At 66.0% G+C, this 19,216-nt stretch carries 15 protein-coding genes; 1 reads left to right on the top strand and 14 read right to left on the bottom strand.

All coding sequences use genetic code 11. The annotated features are described in order from the left end of the window. Window positions 1-57: 57 nt before the first annotated feature. The 9 genes from otsA to U8330_RS00990 all read right to left on the bottom strand — a co-directional run bounded on the left by otsA (window position 58) and on the right by U8330_RS00990 (window position 10,370). Complete coding sequence (otsA, locus tag U8330_RS01030) at window positions 58-1,431, bottom strand: alpha,alpha-trehalose-phosphate synthase (UDP-forming) (protein WP_323103262.1); 1,374 nt, start codon at window positions 1,429-1,431, stop codon at window positions 58-60. 116 nt (window positions 1,432-1,547) lie between these two features. Next, a complete protein-coding gene (gene otsB, locus U8330_RS01025; protein WP_416236789.1) occupies window positions 1,548-2,324 on the bottom strand; it encodes a trehalose-phosphatase in 777 nt (258 codons plus the stop codon). 77 nt (window positions 2,325-2,401) lie between these two features. Beyond that, complete coding sequence (locus U8330_RS01020) at window positions 2,402-3,097, bottom strand: HAD-IA family hydrolase (RefSeq protein WP_323103260.1); 696 nt, start codon at window positions 3,095-3,097, stop codon at window positions 2,402-2,404. Window positions 3,098-3,345: 248 nt separating this feature from the next. Beyond that, a complete protein-coding gene (locus tag U8330_RS01015) occupies window positions 3,346-3,750 on the bottom strand; it encodes a GFA family protein (protein WP_323103259.1) in 405 nt (134 codons plus the stop codon). Window positions 3,751-3,791: 41 nt separating this feature from the next. Beyond that, complete coding sequence (gene iolB / locus U8330_RS01010) at window positions 3,792-4,598, bottom strand: 5-deoxy-glucuronate isomerase (protein WP_323103258.1); 807 nt, start codon at window positions 4,596-4,598, stop codon at window positions 3,792-3,794. A gap of 57 nt (window positions 4,599-4,655) precedes the next feature. Further along, complete coding sequence (gene iolE / locus U8330_RS01005; RefSeq protein ID WP_323103257.1) at window positions 4,656-5,570, bottom strand: myo-inosose-2 dehydratase; 915 nt, start codon at window positions 5,568-5,570, stop codon at window positions 4,656-4,658. Window positions 5,571-5,581: 11 nt separating this feature from the next. After that, complete coding sequence (gene iolD / locus U8330_RS01000) at window positions 5,582-7,432, bottom strand: 3D-(3,5/4)-trihydroxycyclohexane-1,2-dione acylhydrolase (decyclizing) (RefSeq protein ID WP_323103256.1); 1,851 nt, start codon at window positions 7,430-7,432, stop codon at window positions 5,582-5,584. 58 nt (window positions 7,433-7,490) lie between these two features. Continuing rightward, window positions 7,491-9,425, bottom strand: a complete 1,935-nt coding sequence (locus tag U8330_RS00995) for a bifunctional 5-dehydro-2-deoxygluconokinase/5-dehydro-2-deoxyphosphogluconate aldolase (protein ID WP_323103254.1) — start codon at window positions 9,423-9,425, stop codon at window positions 7,491-7,493. Window positions 9,426-9,506: 81 nt separating this feature from the next. Continuing rightward, entirely contained in the window at window positions 9,507-10,370 is an 864-nt protein-coding gene (locus U8330_RS00990) for a MurR/RpiR family transcriptional regulator (RefSeq protein WP_323103253.1), read from the bottom strand. A 204-nt stretch (window positions 10,371-10,574) separates the two neighbouring features. Here U8330_RS00990 and U8330_RS00985 point away from each other — a divergent pair, with 204 nt between their 5' ends. Continuing rightward, window positions 10,575-11,402, top strand: coding sequence for a class II glutamine amidotransferase (locus tag U8330_RS00985; RefSeq protein ID WP_323103252.1), 828 nt, complete (start codon window positions 10,575-10,577; stop codon window positions 11,400-11,402). Between the two features lie 3 nt (window positions 11,403-11,405). Here the strand turns inward: U8330_RS00985 and coaBC are convergent, their stop codons facing one another. From coaBC to U8330_RS00960, 5 genes are all read right to left on the bottom strand, one after another. Continuing rightward, the gene (coaBC, locus tag U8330_RS00980) at window positions 11,406-12,638 is read right to left on the bottom strand and encodes a bifunctional phosphopantothenoylcysteine decarboxylase/phosphopantothenate--cysteine ligase CoaBC (protein WP_323103251.1); all 1,233 of its coding nucleotides are present in this window, start codon (window positions 12,636-12,638) and stop codon (window positions 11,406-11,408) included. 101 nt (window positions 12,639-12,739) lie between these two features. Beyond that, on the bottom strand, window positions 12,740-15,280 hold the full coding sequence (locus tag U8330_RS00975; RefSeq protein WP_323103249.1) for an HWE histidine kinase domain-containing protein: 2,541 nt from the start codon (window positions 15,278-15,280) through the stop codon (window positions 12,740-12,742). Next, window positions 15,270-15,800, bottom strand: coding sequence for a biliverdin-producing heme oxygenase (locus U8330_RS00970; protein ID WP_323103248.1), 531 nt, complete (start codon window positions 15,798-15,800; stop codon window positions 15,270-15,272). The genes U8330_RS00975 and U8330_RS00970 overlap by 11 nt, the downstream gene beginning before the upstream one ends. 125 nt (window positions 15,801-15,925) lie before the next feature. Next, complete coding sequence (locus U8330_RS00965) at window positions 15,926-17,869, bottom strand: MacB family efflux pump subunit (protein WP_323103246.1); 1,944 nt, start codon at window positions 17,867-17,869, stop codon at window positions 15,926-15,928. A 9-nt stretch (window positions 17,870-17,878) separates the two neighbouring features. Beyond that, window positions 17,879-19,189, bottom strand: coding sequence for an efflux RND transporter periplasmic adaptor subunit (locus tag U8330_RS00960; RefSeq protein ID WP_323103245.1), 1,311 nt, complete (start codon window positions 19,187-19,189; stop codon window positions 17,879-17,881). Window positions 19,190-19,216 lie beyond the last annotated feature (27 nt).

Below are 19,216 nucleotides of genomic sequence, written 5' to 3'. Positions count from 1 at the left end.
TCTTAAACTCCAGCCTGTTCTCGTGCTGCGCCGCCGGCAGCCGCGCCGGGCTGGGGACTAGTCGGTCAGGTCCTTCAGAAAATCTGTGCACCAGCGCGAGACATCATGCTCGAGCAGGAAGTCCATCATAATCTGCCAGCGCTCACGCCGCTCGGAGGCGGGCATGGACAGCGCCCGGGCCAGCGCATTGGCCGTGCCCTCGATATCGTAGGGATTGACGAGCAGCGCCCCCTTGAGCTCGCGCGCGGCCCCGGCAAAGCGGGAGAGCACGAGGACGCCTGGATCCTCGGGATCCTGGGCGGCGATATATTCCTTGGCGACAAGATTCATGCCATCGCGCAGCGGCGTGACCAGGCCGACACGGGCCAGCCGATAGAGACCCGCCAGGATGGGGCGGGAGATCGAGCGGTTGATGTAGCGGATCGGCACCCAGTCGACCGTGCCGAGCGCGCCGTTGACCCGGCCGGCCTGCTCGGCCACCGTGCGCTGCATCGCCTCGTATTCCGGCACTTCGGAGCGTGACTTCGGCGTGACCTGCAGATAGGTGACGCGGCCCTGCTGGCCCGGATTGGCGTCGATGAAGCGCTCGAAGGCGTCGATGCGCTGGGTGATGCCCTTCGAATAATCCAGCCGATCGACGCCGATGATCAGGTCGCGCCCCTCGATGCTGGCGCGCGCCTTCTTGACCATCGTGTTCTGCGCGCTCTTACGGGCGAATTCGGCGAAGTTCTTCGTCTCGATGCCGATCCCATAAGCGCCGCCCTTGAAGATGCGGCCATGGGCGGAATAGCGGCCGGGATTGATTTCATTGCCGATCCCCTCGCGCCGCAGACCGCCGGCAAAGTTTTCCAGATCGTGATCCGTCTGGAAGCCGATCAGATCGTAATGCGAAAGCCCGCGCATGATCTCCTCATGCACCGGCATGGCGAAGAGCACGTCGGCGGGTGGCCAGGGAATGTGCAGGAAGAAGCCGATCCGGTTGGTCACGCCCATCTGGCGAAGCTCGGCCGCCAACGGGATCAGATGATAGTCGTGAATCCAGATAACGTCGTCGTCCTTCAACAAAGGTGCGAGACGCTGGGCGAAGAAGCGGTTGACGCGGAAATAGCCGGCCATTTCCTTGCGGCCATATTCGGCGAGATCCAGCCGATAGTGGCAGATCGGCCAGAGCACCCGGTTGGCGAAGCCGAAATAATATTCGTCGACATCCTTCTTGGTGAGGTCGGTCAAGGCATAGGTGATCTTGCCGCGCTCCTGGAGATCGAGCGCCTCGGGCTCTTTGGTGCCGCTCGACTTGCCGGACCAGCCCATCCAGATCCCGCCGCGTTCTTCGAGCGCCGCCTGCAGCGCAACGGCCAACCCCCCGGCCGGCGCCGTGCCTGCCTTTTCGGGCACGGGCACACGGTTGGAAACGACGATCAGACGACTCACGGGTCTTTCTCCTTTCTTGAAGAAGACCGGCACGCATCACACGTGCCGGCCTCTCATCCTGTCTTGCCCTAATCCCTGCCCGGCCGTCCCCCGACCTGCACAGGATCCTAAGCTGGCTAAATCTCCGCCACGCTCTCAAGCGCCGCGCGCAGCGCCGATACGCTCTCGATCGTCGCCCGTGCCGCCGTCGGCGCGTCGGCTGGGCCGATGCGGATCGAATGGCCGCCGAGCCTATTCGCCACCGCGAACATGGCTTCGTCGGTCACGTCGTCACCGATCGCGACCGGCAGGCGCCCGGCAAAAGGCGGCTCAGCCAGGAAGGCGCGCAGCGCTTCCCCCTTACTGGCGCTGGCCGGCCGCAGTTCCACGACCATCTTGCCGAACTGCAGGACAAAGTCCGGTCCTGCCTCTCGCGCCGCCTCCTGCATCAGAGCCTCCACCGCCCCTCGGTGCTCGGGCGCCAGGCGGTAATGCGCGCCGAGAGCCGCGCCCTTGTCCTCGATCAGAACGCCGTCGAGAGAGGACGCGCGCTTCTGCACATCCCGCTTCAGCTGGGCGAAGGCCGGAGGAATGTCCGGTCGACAAATGGAACCGTCCGGCGTCCGCCGCTCTGCGCCGTGCAAGCCTGCGATCGGCAGGGAGAGCGGCGCGAAGAGCTGGTCGGCAAAAGGTAAGGCCCGACCGGTGACGAGCGCCAGCGCGCCGCCCAGGCGGGCAGAGAGCGCCGCCAAAAGCTGCGGCAGATCCGGGGGAACGACGATCGCCTCCGGGGTTGGCGCAAGCTCCAGCAGCGTGCCGTCAATATCGAGGAACAGCGCGTAGCGGGCGGGCGCCTCCGCCACCGGGGCGAGCGGACCAGCGTGGTCGGATCGTGAAGACAAGGGGTTCGCCATGCCCGGATAGCTAGGACTCCGGGCAGGCACGGCAACCCTTGGCCTGCGCCGCCGGCGGCAGCGCGGGCCGATGCGGCTCAAAGCGTGCGGCGGATCGACAGGCGGCCATCCGCCCCGACGACGGCTTCCACACCCTCATAGCCGGGGATCTGCAGATGGGTGGTTTCAAAAGGGTGCTCATGCGTGGCGGTGATGACGACGACATCGGCGCCTGCCGATTCGCCCGCCATGACGCCCGCGGCCACATCTTCGAACACCAGGCAATCAGCCGGATCGAAACCGAGACGCTCCGCGCCGAGCTTGTAGCAGTCCGGCGCAGGCTTGCCCTGTGCGACATCTTCCGAGGTCACCAGGAATTTCGGCGGCGTCAGGCCGGCCTTGGCCATGCGCGCCTTGGCAAGCGCAAGCGGCGAGGAGGTAACGATGGCCCAGCGATCGGCCGGCAGGTTGCGCACGAAATCGAGCGCGCCCGGGATCGGCACGACACCCTCGACATCGACGATTTCGGCAGCCGTGACCTTGGCAGCCTCGACCGCCGGATCGACACCCGGCAGGTTGAGCTGGCTGATCGTGTCGATGCCACGCTTGCCATGCATGAAGGGCAGGAAGGTCGCGACATCGAGCCCATGGTCGATCGCCCACTGGCTCCAGACCCGCTCGGCTGCCGCGATCGAATTGAGCAGGGTGCCGTCCATGTCGAAGAGGAAGCCGGAAAAGCTCTTCTCGAACGTCGGATGGGTTTCGACAGGCAGGGCGGAGGCAGGGGAGGACACGTCAATCTTCCTTTCGGATGGCGGGGCAGACCGATGCGCGGGAGAAGCAGCGGCCGGCAGGGAGGGTTCCCCCGCTTACGAAAGTCAGGCGAGGAAAGCAAATGACGATCCTGCGCCATCGCCCATTCCGCAGCCCCGCAACGCACTCACCGCCCCTCGACCGCAAGCCGCAACCCCATCAGCGCAAAGGCAGCCGCAACGCTGCGCTGCAGCCACAGGAGAAGCCGCGGCCCGCGTTCTTGGATCTCTCACTCGCCAGCCGTCGCCGGCAAGGCGGCGATGCTGTCCAGCCAGTCGGCGGAGGAGCGGCACCATTTCTGCCGCTTCGGCGGCAGTGCGGCGCGCTGATGGATCGCGCCCCAGCGGATGCCGACCACCTCGGCCGCAGCTCCCTCACCGGTGGTGAAGAGCGGCGTGCCGCAGGTGCCGCAGAAGAGCTGCAGGCGCGGACGGCCGCTCTCGCTGCTTTTCACATAGGTCCGGGGCGTGCCGCGCGTCATGCTGAGGCGGCTGCGCGCCACCGGCACGGTGATACGAAAGGCGGTGCCGGTCAAAACCTGGCAGTCGCTGCAATGGCAGATGGAGACCTGATCCGGGTCGATCTCGGCCGAAAAGGCAATCTCGCCGCAATGGCAATTGCCGTCGATCTTCATCTCAGCCTCCCGATCTGGTTCAGACGGGAAGGATAGTGCGTTCAGACGCCGGTGAACAGCCAGGCATGCTCCGGCGCATTGTGAAACTTCCACACGCGCTGCGGACCGGCCATGACGTTGAGATAATAGGACTGATAGCCATGGATCGCCGCGACGGGATGATAGCCCTTCGGAACGAGGACGACATCGCCATCCTCGGCGGCGATGGTCTCGTCGAGCGAGCGGTCATCGGTGTAGACGCGCTGCATCACGAAGCCCTGCGCCGGATCGAGCCGATGGTAATAGGTTTCCTCGAGCAGGCTTTCGGCCGGCAGGGCGTCCTGATCGTGCTTGTGGGGCGGGTAGGAGGAGGTGTGGCCGCCGGGGGTGATCACTTCGACGACGAGAAGCGACTGCGCCGCGCCGTCATCCTCCGGCATGATGTTCGTCACGTAGCGGGTGTTGGTGTCCTTGCCGCGCGTCATCTGCGGGTGACGGCCGGGCGCGATCACCTGCGCCTTGAACCCCTCCCCGCCCGGCGCGGAACAGACGCCGAGCTCGAGCGCGGTCGTCGCCACCACGTGCCAGTGGCTGCCCTTCGGCACATAGACCGCATAGGGCGCTCCCTCGAAGGGCGACATGCGATCGCCGAGTTCACCGAACTCCACGCCATCGACCGTCACCCGCGCCTTGCCGGCGACAAGCACCAGGCAGACCTCGCGCTCGCCCGTTTCGCCCTCTGCCCCCTCTCCGGCAGAGAGCCGGTGCAGGGCAAAGCCGACATGGGTCCAGCCGGCGCTTGCCGGGGTGATGTCGTGGACAAGGCCGGTCCTGGCGCGTGGTTTGACGTGAAGGGGCGATCGGCTCATCAGACATCTCCAGTCCTCAATGCAGGCGCTGCGCCGCGAAGGGCGGCGAAGCGAGGTTCAGGCGGGGAAACCCTGGGTTTCCACCTCATAGCCCGCAGCAGTCATCACCCGCATCAGCTCGGCATGGCCGATCTCGGCCATCTTCTGCGGCGGCGCGTTGCGCGGGTCCTGCTCGGCTTCAACGACGAACCAGCCCTCATAGCCGTGATCGGCCAGGCGCTTGACGATGGCCGCGAAATCGAGCGAGCCGTCGCCCGGCACGGTGAAGGCGCCCAGTGCCACGGCATCGAGGAAGGACTGGCGGCTGCGGTCGAGCCCGTCGACGACCGAGCGACGGATATCCTTCACATGCACATGGTTGATGCGCGCATGGTGCTTGTCGATCGCCCGCAACGGATCGCCGCCGGCAAAGGCCAGATGGCCGGCATCGAGCAGCAACGGGATGCCGGCGCCGGAGGCCTTCATGAAGGCATCGAGCTCGGCTTCCGTCTCGACCACGGCGGCCATGTGGTGGTGATAGGAGAGCGGCATGCCCTGCTCGGCGCACCATTCCCCGAATTCGGTCAGCCGCCTGCCATAGGCGGCCATCTCGTCATCGGAGAGCCGCGGCTTGGTGGCGAGCGGCTTGGAGCGATCGCCCTGGATGGAGCGTCCGACTTCGCCATAGACGATGCAGGGCGCATTGACCGCCTTGAACAGCTCGATCATCGGCTGGATGCGGTCCTTGTTGGCGGAGAGCTCCTCGTCGACCAGCGTGCCGGAGAACCAGCCGCCGCACAGCGTCACGTCCGCGGCCTTGAGGATCGGCAGCATGACCGCCGGGTCATCGGGGAAGCGGCGGCCCTTTTCCATGCCGGTGAAGCCTGCACTGCGCGACTGGCGCAGGCACTCCTCCAGCGACACATCATCGCTCAACTCCGGAAGGTCGTCGTTCCACCAGGCGATGGGCGACATGCCGAGCTTTGCTTTCATCGATACACTCCTCAACCGGCGCGCTGGGCAGCGAGCGCCTTCACATAGGCATCCCGCGCGGCCTGGACCTGCGGGCGTTCGGACACTTCGGGCACGGCCACATCCCACCAGTGTCCGCCTTCATCGGTGGTGATCAGCGGATCAGTGTCGATGACGACGACGGTGGTGCGGCTTTCCCCGGCCAGCTCATGCAGCGCCGTTTCGAGCTCGGCGACGGAGGCCACCTTGCGGGTGACTGCCCCCATGGCCGCTGCGTGCGCGGCGAAATCGATTTCCGGCAGCGCGACGTGATGCGTGTCCTTCAGAAGATTGTTGAAGTTCGCACCGCCGGTCGCCATCTGTAGCCGGTTGATGCAGCCATAGCCCGCATTGTCGAGGAGGACGACCGTCAGCTTGGCGCCGAGCATGATCGACGAGGCGATCTCGGCATTGAGCATCATGTAGCTGCCGTCTCCGACCATGACGACGACATCGCTGTCCGGCTTGGCGAGCTTGACGCCGAGGCCGCCGGCGATCTCGTAGCCCATGGTCGAGAAGCCATATTCCATATGATAGCTGCCGGGCGCGCCGGCCCGCCACAGCTTGTGCAGTTCTCCCGGCAGGCCGCCGGCGGCGCAGACCAGGGTCGTGTTGTCCGGCCGGGCGCGCAGGATCGCGCCGATCACCTGCGCATCGGACGGCAGGACGGCATTGGTGGCGGCAAGGGCCTTGTCGGCAGCGACGAGCCATTCGGCCTTGCCGGCCTTGGCATCCGCGCTCCAGGCAGGCGGAGCCTGATGTCCGGCGAGGTCGGCCGAAAGCTCTTCGAGCCCGACCTTGGCATCGGCCACCAGCGGCAGGGCGCGGTGCTTGGCGGCATCGAAGGGCTGGATGTTGAGGCCGACGATCTTCAGGCTCTCGTTCTTGAACAGCGCCCAGGAGCCGGTGGTGAAATCCTGAAGGCGCGTGCCGACGGCAAGAACCAGATCGGCGGTTTCCGCCAGCCGGTTGGCGGCTGAGGTCCCGGTCACGCCGACCGAGCCCATGTTCAGCGGATGATTATGCGGAAGCGAAGACTTGCCGGCCTGCGTTTCGACCACCGGAATGCCGTGCGTCTCGGCAAAGCGGGCGAGCGCCGCGCTGGCCTGCGCATAGAGCACGCCGCCGCCGGCAATGATGACGGGCTTGGTGGCGCTCTTCAGCAGCGAGACGGCTGCCTTCAGTTCGTCCTGATCCGGGCGCAGCCGGCGGGGGATCCAGATCGTCTCCTCGAAGAAGCTTTCCGGATAATCATAGGCCTCGGCCTGCACATCCTGGCAGAGCGACAGCGTCACCGGCCCGCATTCGGCGGGATCGGTCAGCACCTGCATGGCGCGGCGCAAGGCGGGGATGATCTGCTCGGGCCTTGTGATGCGGTCGAAATAGCGGGAGACGGGGCGGAAGCAGTCGTTGACGGTGACCGTGCCATCGCCGAAATCCTCGGCCTGCTGCAGCACCGGATCGGGGCGGCGATTGGCGAAGACATCGCCCGGCAGCAGCAGCAGCGGCAGACGGTTGACATGGGCGAGCGCCGCCGAGGTGACCATGTTCAGCGCGCCGGGGCCGATCGAGCTCGTGCAGGCCATGAAGCGCCGGCGGAAGCTCGCCTTGGCATAGGCGATCGCGGCATTGGCCATGCCCTGCTCGTTCTGCGCGCGATAGGTCGGCAGGGTGTCGCGCACGCCATGGAGCGCCTCGCCAATGCCGGCGACATTGCCATGCCCGAAGATCGCGAAGACGCCGCCGAAGATCGGCAGGGTCTCTCCATCGATGATCGTCATCTGCCGCGTCATGAAGCGCGCCACGGCCTGGGCCGTGGTCAGGCGAACGGTGGTCTGGCTCATAGTCTCCTCCTGCGCGCCCTTGGCCGGCGCCTTCCCGATCCTGTCGCCTTTCCGGCGATCAGGCTGCCTGTTCCGTTGCAAGTCCCGACCAGAGATCGACCAGCGCGCCGAAGCGATTGGCCATATCGGCGACGGCCTCCTCGTCGCCGATCCGCCCGTCCAGCCAGGCGCGCCCGGCTTCGGCGAAGATCGTGCGGCCGACCGCAAAGCCCCGCACGGTGCGGGAGGTGCGGGCTGTCGCAAATCCTTCCTTCAGCGCATCGTAAGGCGCTTCCAGGCCGAGAAGAACCACCCCGCGGCAGAAGGGATCGCGCGTTTCGATGACGCTGTCGATCGCATCCCAGGCCGCACGGCTCGCCTGCGGCTCCAGCTTCCACCAGTCGGGCTTCAGCCCTTCGTCGTAAAGTTCGGTCAAGGCGCGGGCAATGGTCTGGTCGTCGACCGGACCGGCCTTGCTGGCGATGATCTCGATGAGAATATCCCGGCCGACCTTGCGGGCGGCTTCGAAGGCGGAGCGCAGCTTGGCGATCTGGGTCGCCTTCATCTCCGCCGGATCGTCCGGATGGTAGAAGCTCAAGACCTTGATGCAATGGTCCACGGGCCAATCGATAAGCCGGCTACCGAGGTCCTGGCTGAATTCGAACTGCAGCGGGCGGGAGCCGGGCAGCTCGATCGGCTTGCCGATCCAGAAGTCATGCTTGCCGGCGGCAAACAGCGCGTCACGGCCATATTTGTCGTCGATCAACATGCCGAAGCCGGGGCGGCCCTTGGCGATCCGCGCGGCAGCTTCGACGGCAAGAACCTTGAAGGCCGGAATCCGGGCAAGCTTTTCCGCATCGCCCGCCGCCATGTCTTCCAGCTGGCTGCGATGGTCGATGGCGAGCGCCATCAGGCTCGGGATCGCGCGGCGCCGCGTCGTCGCCCAATGCACATGGTTGATCGCCGCATCCTTGCGCAGCGCCCGCTCCGGGCTGCCATGCTGGAGGAAGAACTGCAGTTCGGTCCAGGTCGGAATTTCCGGCGCGCAGAGCAGGCGAGACACGGCAAAGGCGCCGCAGGCATTGGCCCAGGTGGCGGAGGTCGCATGCGGCTCGTCCCGCAGCCAGCCGCGCAGGAAGCCGGACATGAAGGCATCGCCGGCGCCAAGCACGTTGTAGACTTCGATCGGGAATCCCTTGCCGACGATCCCGTCCTCCAGATCGTCGGAGATCGGCCCGTCATAGACGATGCAGCCCATCGGCCCGCGCTTGAGAACGATGGTGGCGGCGGAATGGGCGCGGATGGTCTTCAGCGCGGCCAGCAGGTCGCTCTCGCCGGACGCGATCAGCACCTCTTCCTCGGTTCCGACGATCAGGTCGCAATCGGCAAGCACGGTGCGCAGATGCGCGGAGACGCGGTCGGAGGCGATATAGCGGTTGTCGCCGGCATCATGGCCCGCCAGACCCCAGAGATTGGGTCGGTAGTCGATATCGAACACGACCTTGGCGCCCGCTGCCTTGGCGATGCGGATCGCCGTGCGCTGGGCAGCATCGGTGTTCGGCCGCGAAAAATGGGTGCCGGAAACGAGAACGGCGCGGGCGGAGCGGATGAAGGCCTCGTCGACATCGGCCTCATCAAGCGCGTTGTCCGCACAATTGTCGCGGTAGAAGAGCAGCGGGAAGGAATGATCGTTCTCGACGGCCAGGATGGCAAGCGCCGTCAGGCGTTCAGGATCGGTGACGATCCCTTTGGTCTCCACCCCTTCGCGGGCCAGCTGCTCGATGATGAAGCGGCCCATCTGCTCCTTGCCGACGCGGGTCAGGAGTGCCGAGCGCAGGCCGAGCCGGGCGGTGCCGACGGCAATATTGGTGGGGCAGCCGCCGACCGATTTGGCGAAGCTCGCCACATCCTCGAGCCGCGTGCCGATCTGCTGACCATAGAGATCGACCGAGGCCCGGCCGATGGTGATGATGTCGAGCGACAGCTTCGACTCCGCATTGCTCCCCTGGCTCACGGTCGCTCCTCCTGCTTCTCCGCCCACCTATGCTTTTGTCCGATAAAACATAAATTCCTTTTCTCAGTCAAGATGGAATTTTCATTCCGTTTCTGGACGGGTTCCCAGTTGTCTCCGCTTCTCGGCGACGGCAACGGTCAGCGCCATGGCGAAGGCCATGCTGGCCGAAAGCGAGCGGAAGCCCGCATGATCGGCTTCGGCGATCTCGAACCAGACGCGGGAGGACTCTGCCAACGGCGAAAAGGCGGAATCGGTCAGCGACACCACCGGCACGTGGCGCGCAGCGAGCAGCCGCGCCTGGTGAATGCTTTCGGGTGCGTAAGGCGAAAAGCTCACGGCGAAGGCGGCATCCTTCCGTCCTGCCATGGCCAGCACGTCCTCGTCGATCCCTGCGGCCGTGCCCACCGTCTGATGGCGGATCTTCAGCTTGCCGAAGGCATAGGCCATGTAGCTGGAGATGGGATAGGAGCGGCGCTTGGCAACGAGATAGATGGTCTCCGCCCGGGCGAGAATGGTCACCGCCTCCTCGAAGGCCGCCGGATCGACGGCGCCGGCCAAATTGTCGAGCGAGCGGTGCCCGGCCGCCACGAAGCCATTGAGGATCGCCCCGCTTTCCAGCTGGCTATGGCCGTTCTCGCCCAAAGCCCGAAGACGCTCGTCATAGCCCGGCGTCCGCTCCCGCAGCCGGGCCCGAAAAATCTGCTGCAGGCTGGAGAAGCCGACGAAGCCGAAATGCTGGGCGAAGCGCACCAGTGTCGAGGGCTGCACCTCGGCGGAGGCCGCGATGCTGGCTGCCGTGCCGAAGGCGATCTCATCGGGATTGTCGAGCGCATAGGCGGCCACCTGCCGCAGCCTTTTCGGCAGCTGCGCCTTCCGCTCCAGGATCGCCGCCTTCAGCGTGTCGAAATCCTGGGGAAGCGGCGTATCGGTCTCCGGGGCGGGCATGCGAGGTCCTGAGTGGTGACGGGTACGCGAACACTAGCGTTGGTTTTGCGCGAAGAACAGAACATTCGTTCCATTCGGTGGATCGGAAAGAGGATGCGCCGCCGACGGCCGCATAGTTAACGCATTTTTACCATGTTGGGGCGGATGATGCCGGCCGGCGGGAGAGCGGACGTCCCGTGATTCGCGGATGAAGAGGACGATGCCATGTGCCGTTGGGCGGCCTATCGCGGAGAGGCGATCTATCTGGAGGAACTGGTCTCCTCGCCCGCCCATTCGCTGATCGAGCAATCCCATTGCGCCACCCGCGCCAAGACCGCCACCAATGGCGACGGCTTCGGCATTGCCTGGTATGGCGATCGCGAGGAGCCGGGCCGCTACCGCGATATCCTGCCTGCCTGGTCCGATTGCAATCTGAAAAGCCTGGCGCGGCAGATCCGCTCGCCGCTGTTTCTCGCCCATGTCCGCGCTGCCACCGGCGGCGGCACGCGGCGCGACAATTGCCACCCCTTCGTCCACGGGCGCTGGTCCTTCATGCACAACGGCCAGATCGGCAACTTCGAAGCGCTGCGCCGGCCGATGGAAGCCATGCTGGACGATGCGCTCTATGCCGCCCGCACCGGCACGACGGACAGCGAACTGCTGTTCCTGATGGCCTTGCAGTTCGGGCTCGACCGCGATCCCCTGGCTGCCATCGCCGAAACGCTCGGCTTCGTCACCCGCCTGGCGGAGCGTCTGGGCGAACCGCTGCTGCTGCGCTTCACCGCCGCCTTTTCCGACGGGCGCGATCTCTATGCGGTGCGCTATGCTTCGGATGCCTATGCCCCGACGCTCTATGCCGCGCCGATGGGTCCGCAGGGCGGCTACTGCCTCGTTTCCGAGCCGCTCGACGACGATGATACGGTCTGGGTGGAAATCCCGAGTGGAACGGCAGTCATCGTCGGCGAGAATGGCGTGGATGTTCAGCTGTTCGATCTGGAAGAGACCGTTGCTGCCCCTTCGATCGGCCCGATGACCCTGTCCCGCCGCGCCTGAGACTCACTCGGCCAGGAGCTTTGCGAGCCGCTCGGCCAGGCGATGGGCGACCTCGTCCTTGTCCATCTCCGGCCATGCCTCTGCACCGGCATCGGTCACCAGCGTCACGCTGTTGCGCGCGCCGCCCATGACCCCGGTTTCCGGCGAAACATCATTGGCAACGATCATGTCGGCGCCCTTGCGGGCGAGCTTCAAGCGGGCGTTGGCGAGAAGATCGTCCGTTTCCGCCGCAAAGCCCACCACCAGCCGAGGCCGTTGCCCATGGTGGCCGATGGTCCTGAGGATATCCGGATTTTCCGTCAGTTGCAGCGGCGGCGGAGCTTCGCCCGGCGTCTTCTTGATCTTGCCATGTGCGGCATCCGCCACCCGCCAGTCGGCAACGGCGGCGACGAAGACCGCGAGATCGGCCGGCAGCGCCGCCTCCACCGCCGCCAGCATGTCGCGCGCCTGCTCGACATGGACGACGCGGACCCCTGCCGGGTCCGGGATCGTCACCGGGCCGGAAACGAGCGTCACCTCGGCCCCGAGGCGGGCCAAAGCGGCGGCAATGGCATGGCCCTGCTTTCCGGAGGAGCGATTGGCGATGTAGCGCACCGGGTCGATCGGCTCGTGCGTCGGCCCCGAGGTGACGACCGCCTTGCGCCCCTTGAGAGGCTGCGGTGCGGACGGAGCCGTGCCCGTCACGAGCGCCTCGGCGGCGGCGACGATCTCCAGCACCTCGACCATTCGCCCCTCGCCCGCCTCGCCGCGTTCGGCCATTTCGCCGCGGCCGGGCCCCACGAAGCGGATGCCGTCTTCCACCATCCGCGCCACATTGCGCCGGGTTGCCGGATGCGCCCACATATGCGGGTTCATGGCCGGCGCGGCCAGGACCGGGCGATCCGTGGCCAGCAGCACGGTGGAGGCAAGATCGTCGGCCAGCCCCTGCGCCATCTTGGCGAGCAGATTGGCGGTTGCCGGCGCGATCAGCACGAGATCGCAGCCGCGCGCCAGGCGGATATGCCCGACATCCTGCTCATCCTCGCGCGAGAAGAGCTCGGTGAACACCTTGTCCGCCGCCAGGGCGCCGACGGCGAGCGGAGTGACGAAAGCCTGCGCCCCTTCCGTCATGATCGGGCGAACCTGCGCGCCGCGTTCGCGCAGCCGGCGAATGAGATCGAGGCTCTTGTAGACGGCGATGCCGCCGGCGAGGATCAGCAGAATCCGCTTGCCGGCAAGGGGAGAAGCATGAGGCACGAACGGATCCCTCGAAAGACGGTCGGCCCGCCCGATCCCGCGGGCGCGACCTTTTGGCAAGGCTACCGCAAATCCGGCTGGCCGGGTACCACCCTGTCGCTTCAGCCTTCGACGGGAGCCAGGATGGTCGTCAACGCGCCGATCAGCTGGTCGCGGTCGTAAGGCTTACGGATGATTGGCGCGGCGGCGAGACCCTCCGGAATGGGGGCGCTGTTGCCATAGCCGGTGGCAAAAAGGAAGGGCACCGACCGGCGCGACAGTTCCTTGGCAACGGCGATCGAGGTCCCATCCCCGAGGTTGACGTCGAGCACGGCCACATCCGGGTTGAAGCTCGAAAGCTTGATCAGCGCATCCTCGACGGAGGCCGCCGTCAACACGTTTTCCAGGCCGAGATCGGCCAGCATGCCTTCGACATCCATGGCGATCAGCATCTGGTCCTCGACCAGCAGGATGCGCAGCGCAGGATCGAGCGGATCGGCGATGACCGGAGCGCTGGCGATGACACCCTTGACCGCCTTGGCCCGCGGTTCGGCCAGTGCCACATGGCGGGCCGGAAGAAGGAAATCGCCTTCGACGCCGGTCGGCGCATAGGTCACCGTCGAGCGTCCGCCGAGATCATAGGGGATCGACCGGTCGATCAGCGCGCTGCCGAAGCCGACGCGGGTGGGCGGACGCACCGACGGACCACCCGCCTCGCGCCAGGCGATGCGGCACTCGCCGGCCTCCGTGATCTGCCATTCGACCGTCAGCCGGCCGCCTGCGGACGACAACGCACCATATTTGGCGGCATTGGTCGCAAGCTCGTGCAGCACCAGCGCCATGACCGAGAAAGCACGGGAATCGAGCGAGACGGCCGGACCGACCAGCTGGATCGTGTTGGCGGAATGGCCATAGGGGGTCAGCTCCGCCTCAAGCAGCTCGCGCAGCATGCCGCCGCCATCGCCGCGCACCACCTGGTCATGGGCGAAGGCCAGAGCCTGGATGCGGCCCTGAAGGGAGGCCACGTAATCCTGCAACGTGCGCCCGTCGCCAACTGGCTGGCCGACCAGCGACTTGATCAGCGCCAGAATGTTCTTGACGCGGTGGTTCAGCTCCTCGTTCAGCATGCGCTGGCGCACATCGGCGCGGCTGCGCTCCTCGGCCATCAGCTCGCTGTGATGCAGGCCGATTTCCACCAGCGCCGTGCGGGTCACTTCGGCGATCTCGCGGTCGGCATCGTTCCAGGGCTGGGCCTGGAGGTCGACCGTTTCCTTCCAGATCGCAAAGCTCTTGCGCGGCGTCAGCCGGTCCCCGAGCGGACCTGTCTCGTAGGACTTGTCGGGATTGCCTGCCCAGTTCAGCGTGCGCACCAGTTCCTTGCGGAAGAAAAACAGATAGTCGCGGTGTGTCTGCGTCAGCGGTACGGCCAGGACGCCGGCTGCCTTGTCGCGGAAGGCAACGGCCTGCGGCATGCGCTGGGTCAGCGAATGGGTCGCGAAGATCTGGTTGCCGGCCAGACCGTCCATCAGGGCAGCAAGCGCCGGAATGGCGGATGCCGGAGGGACAGAGCCGAGCGCCGTGAAACTGCCATCCATCCAGAGCCCGATGCCGTCGCACTCGATCAGCTTGCCGAAATCGGCCAGATGATCGCGCATCACGTCGCGCATGTCGGAATGATGCGAGGCCAAGCGCAGGAAGCGGTCGATCGAGGCCCGCGCGCGGCCGGCCGTTTCCAGCCGGCGCTTCTGCATCAGCGAATTGAGATGCAGGGAGAAGAACTCCCCGAACATTTCCGCCGCCACGCGCTGCGGCATCGGCAGGACATGCGGGGAATAATGATGGCAGGCGATCAGTCCCCAGAGCTTGCCGTCCAGAATGATCGACACGGACATGGAGGCGCCGACGCCCATGTTGCGCAGATATTCGCAGTGGATCGGGGAGACCGAGCGCAGATGGGCGAAAGAGAGATCGAGCGCCTCGCCCGACCCGTCGAATTGCGGATGGATCGGAACGCGAAAGCCGTTCGAATCGCCAACGATGCGGATCGTGTTCTGCAGGTAGAGGATGCGGGCCTGCTGGGGAATGTCGCTTGCCGGGAAATACTGGCCGAGAAAGCTCTCGAGATCACCCCGCTTCGCCTCGGCAATCACCTTGCCGGAGCCGTCATGCTCGAACTGGTAGATCATCACCCGGTCATAGCCGAGCATGCCGCGCACCAGCCGGGCGGACTGGCGCATCAGCAGGTCGATTTCCGCAAGCTCGGCAATCCGGCCGATCAGCGTGCGGGCGAGCTGGAGCGGCTGGGCGGTGGCCGCCGGCTCGAACTCGATGATGACGGTGGCCTTGTAGATGTGGATCGCGATATCGAACCGGCCGGTCGGCAGCGTGAAACCGGTGAGGAGCGCCGGCCGCCCGCCATCCTTCAGCGAAGCGACCGCATTGCGCAGCGTATGGGTTGCCTCGTAGCCGATCAGGGATTCGAGCGGGACGCCGTTGATTTCGCCGCTCAGCCCCAGCATTTCGGCCGTGTTGCGCGAATGGCGCAGCACCTGGCCGGCGCGTGCATCGCAGGCGATCAGGCAGCCGTGCGGCTGCACGCTGCCCGGAATGTGGATCGGCTCGCGATCGCAATTGGTCAGATCGACCGTCTGGTCAGGCTGCATGAAACGCTCTCTTGAAGGCCTTTTCGGCAACGGTGAAAGCTGCCGTCGAGGCCTCGGCGACGCGATCGATCTCGATGGCCTCGGTCGCTTCGAGAAGCGCGAGAAAGCGAGGCCACCGATCGGTGACGGCGGCCTGCGCCGCCAGATGCCGCGCGCCGAAGCTTTCGGTCAGACCGAGAGCCTTGGCGCGGCGGTAGAGAAGACGGGCGCCGAGCGCCGAGCCTTCCAGCACATAGAGCATGCCCAGCATGGCCTCCGGCGTTTCGGCAATCGTCGGCGCCGCCACCGGCGTGGCGGGGGCCATGCCGAGATCCGCGCAATCTCTCAGGATCAGGGCGCCGATACTGTCGGAACCGAAAGGCGCAAGCCGCGCGGGCCAGGGCGCAGCAGCCATGGCCTGCTCGACCGGCAAGCGGAAGGCGCTCATGCCGAAGAGATAGGTCTTGTAGGCTTGAAGGTCGTCGAAACCGCCGATCGTCCCGTCGAGCGAGGCATGCGCCGCGGCGGTGCGATCGCGCAAAATGGCCCTCCGGGACCGATCGTTCATACCTGTATCCACTGCCGTAAAATCTTAGAAGGCGCCCCAAACAGCACCAAATGCAAAGGAAGGCAAGTTGTTCCGTCAGCCAAAGGTGTCATTTCCGGTCATGCGGCCGACAATGCAACGGCCGGCTGGAGGCGGGAAGCGTTGCGCGCCGGCAGGTAGCCGAAGACGAGGCCGGTGAGGAAGGCGCTGGCAAAGGCCAGCGCCACCGGCCCGACGGCAAAGGTCACCGGAACGCCGAAGGCCTTGGCGATGCCCCCAATTGCCAGTCCCAAGCCGACGCCGATGAGACCGCCCAGCGCGGAAACCACCAGAGCCTCGACGATGAACTGGGTCAGGATGTCGCGGCTGCGCGCGCCCGTCGCCATGCGGATGCCGATCTCGCGCGTCCGCTCGGTGACGCTGACCAGCATGATGTTCATGACCCCGATCCCGCCGACGATGAGGGAGATGGCGGCGATCGAACCCAGGAAGATCTTCAGGATGTTCGAGGTCTCCGTGAAGGTCTCGCGGATGACGGCGAGATTGGCGATTTGCGTGTCCTGGCGGCGATGGCGCTCGTCGAGCAGGGCCTGGATCTGGTCCTGGGTGATGTTGATGGCGCTGTCGTCCTTCACCTGCACGGTGATGGAGCGGACGTTGCGCGCGCCGAAAAGCCGCAGATTGCCGGTCGGCAGCGGCACCAGCACCGTATCGTCCTGGTCGTTGCCGCCCGCCGTCGCCCCTTTCGCAGCCATGACGCCGATCACCTGAAAGGGGATGTTCTTGATGAGGATATATTGTCCCAGAGGGTCGCTGTCGGGAAAAAGCGTCTCCGCCACGGTCTTGCCGAGCACGGCCACGGTCGCGAAACTGTCCATGTCTGCCGGCGCGATGAAGCTGCCCTCGGCGAGATTCCAGCTCTTGGCGGCGGGAAACTGCGGCACCGTTCCGTTGACGGTCGTCTGCGTATCGAGATTGCCAGTGCGCACCGTCAGCGAGCTCGACATTTCCGGCACGGCAAAGGCAATGTTCGGCAGCTCCAGGATCGCATCGGCATCGGCCGGCACGAGCGAAACCACGCTGCCGCCGTCGCCGCCGCGAAAGCCGGCCATGTTCGGTCGGATGACCAGCAGATCGGAGCCCATGGCCGCAATTCGGCTCAGCACCTGATCCTGCGCACCCGTGCCGATCGCCAGCATGGCGACCACGGAGGATACGCCGATGACAATGCCGAGAAGGGTCAGCACCGTGCGGAAGAAATTGGCCTGAAGCGCCCGCAGAGACATGCGCACCGCTTCCGCAATGTCGGTCACCAGCGCCGCACGGCCGACCTCGGTGGCGAAGGGCTTCGGCAGGGGACGCGCGGTTCGCACCAGGCGCCGCGGCAGCCGGTCGGCGACGATTAGCCCATCCTTGATCTCGATGACGCGATCGGCGGATTCGGCGAGTTCCGGCGCATGGGTGATGATGATGACCGTGTGGCCCTCCTCGTTCATGCGCCTCAGCGTCGCCATCACGTCGCGCCCGCTCTGGCTGTCGAGCGCGCCGGTCGGCTCGTCGGCGAGAATGATCTGCCCGCCGTTCATCAGCGCCCGGGCAATCGAGACCCGCTGCTGCTGGCCGCCGGAAAGCTGGTTTGGGAGATGATCCAGCCGGTCGCCGAGCCGGAGTTCCGTCAAAAGCGCGCGGGCCCGCTCCTCCCGCAGCCTCGCCGGAACGCCGGCATAGATGGCCGGGATCTCGACATTCTCCTGCGCGGTCGAGGTCGGAACCAGATTGTAGCTCTGGAACACGAAGCCAAACATCTGCCGGCGTTTCTCCGCCAGCTGATCGGCATCGAAGCGCGACACGTCCTCGCCGTTCAGCAGGTATCGTCCGCCGCTCGGCTGATCGAGGCAGCCGAGAATGTTCATCAGCGTCGATTTGCCCGAGCCCGACGCGCCGACGATCGCCACGAATTCGCCCGGCGCGATATCGAGCGAGACACCGCGCAGCGCCTCGACCGGCACATCGCCGGTCATGAAGGTCTTGCGGATCGACTGGAGGGAGATGATGGGGGTCATGGCGCGGCCTTAGAACATCGGCGGCATGCCGCGCATGCGGTTGCCGTTGCGGCCGCTGCCGCGGGACGAGCCGGAAGCCTGATCGTCGGCGCCGGAGGCAACCACGACGCGGTCGCCTTCGGAAAGACCGGAGCGGATTTCGGCGCGCACGCGGTTGCGGATACCGGTCTCGACGCTGCGGCTCTCGCGCCGGCCATCCGCAGTCAGAACGGTCACCTCGGCCTTGCCGGCCTCACCGCTGCCCTTGAGGGCTGCTACCGGCACGGTCAACACATCGCGCGCCGCGCCGCGCACGAAGAAGACCTGCGCCGTCATGTTCATCATCAGCCGCCCATCCGGGTTGGGCACATCGAAGAGGGCATAATAGAGAACGACATTGTTCTCGGTCGACGGCGTCGGCTTGATCTGCCGCAGCGTGCCCTCATAGCGCTCGCCCGGCTGACCGAGCAGCGTAAAATAGGCCTCCATGCCGAGCTTCAGCTTGCCGATATCGGCCTCCGACACCTCCGCTTCCACCGTCATGGTGGAGAGATCGGCAATGGTGACGATGGTGGGGGCGGATTGATTGGCGTTGAGCGTCTGGCCTTCCTTCGCCACCACATCGACGATCGTGCCGGCCATGGGCGCATAGATCTTCGTGTAGCCGAGCGAGATGCGCGCGTCTTTCAGTGTTGCCTGCTGCTTGCGGATCTGTGCCTCCAGCCCCGCGACGCTGGCATCCGCCGTAGCGCGGGCCGCCACCGCTTCGTCGAGCGCCGAGCGCGCGGCGCTGTTGCCGGCCACCAGGTTCTGCTGGCGCTGGAGATTGGCCTCCGCCAGCACGACCTGCGCCTTCTTGTCGATCATCTGCGCGTCGAGATTGGCAAGTTCGGCCTCGGCGATCTCGATCTGCGTCTCGATCGAGGCGGAATCGATCTCGGCGACGAGGTCGCCGGCCTTCACCCTGTCGCCGATCTCGACCTTCACGCTTTTCAACTGGCCGGACACCTGCGCGCCGACATCGACATCCTGGATCGGGCTCAACAGACCGGAGGCGGTGACGCTGTTTTCGATATCGCCGCGGATCACCGCGTCCGTCACCACGGCCTCAGCCGCCGGTGTCGCGCCGTAGCGCTGCCAGGCAAGCACACCGCCCCCTGCAACAAGCAGAAGAAGAACCAGAAGGCCGATCCACCGACCACGCCCGCGCCGCCGCCGGCGGGCCGGCACGGGCGGCGCCGGCTCCGGCCGAGGGGGCTCTGGCCGGGCGGGCTCTGCAGGCTCCGCTGGTTCAACGATCTTGGGATAGGCGTCCGCCATCAGCGCTCCCTTGCTTGCCATCGAGGGTCTCGTCTGCCTCGAAAGCTA

The sequence above is a fragment of the Rhizobium sp. CC-YZS058 genome (genome assembly GCF_034720595.1).
Lineage (GTDB): Bacteria > Pseudomonadota > Alphaproteobacteria > Rhizobiales > Rhizobiaceae > Ferranicluibacter.
The sequence above is the reverse complement of the archived record's forward strand: the minus strand, read 5'-3'. Positions and strand labels throughout refer to the sequence as shown.

What these genes read in the sequence shown, in the direction of transcription:
- U8330_RS01015 (WP_323103259.1), bottom strand. Translation starts at nt 3,750, where the DNA reads ATGAAGATCGACGGCAATTGCCATTGCGGCGAGATTGCCTTTTCGGCC.
- U8330_RS00960 (WP_323103245.1), bottom strand. Translation starts at nt 19,189, where the DNA reads ATGGCAAGCAAGGGAGCGCTGATGGCGGACGCCTATCCCAAGATCGTT.
- U8330_RS00975 (WP_323103249.1), bottom strand. Translation starts at nt 15,280, where the DNA reads ATGCAGCCTGACCAGACGGTCGATCTGACCAATTGCGATCGCGAGCCG.
- iolB (WP_323103258.1), bottom strand. Translation starts at nt 4,598, where the DNA reads ATGAGCCGATCGCCCCTTCACGTCAAACCACGCGCCAGGACCGGCCTT.
- iolD (WP_323103256.1), bottom strand. Translation starts at nt 7,432, where the DNA reads ATGAGCCAGACCACCGTTCGCCTGACCACGGCCCAGGCCGTGGCGCGC.
- iolE (WP_323103257.1), bottom strand. Translation starts at nt 5,570, where the DNA reads ATGAAAGCAAAGCTCGGCATGTCGCCCATCGCCTGGTGGAACGACGAC.
- U8330_RS00985 (WP_323103252.1), top strand. Translation starts at nt 10,575, where the DNA reads ATGTGCCGTTGGGCGGCCTATCGCGGAGAGGCGATCTATCTGGAGGAA.
- U8330_RS00965 (WP_323103246.1), bottom strand. Translation starts at nt 17,869, where the DNA reads ATGACCCCCATCATCTCCCTCCAGTCGATCCGCAAGACCTTCATGACC.
- otsB (WP_416236789.1), bottom strand. Translation starts at nt 2,324, where the DNA reads ATGGCGAACCCCTTGTCTTCACGATCCGACCACGCTGGTCCGCTCGCC.
- U8330_RS00990 (WP_323103253.1), bottom strand. Translation starts at nt 10,370, where the DNA reads ATGCCCGCCCCGGAGACCGATACGCCGCTTCCCCAGGATTTCGACACG.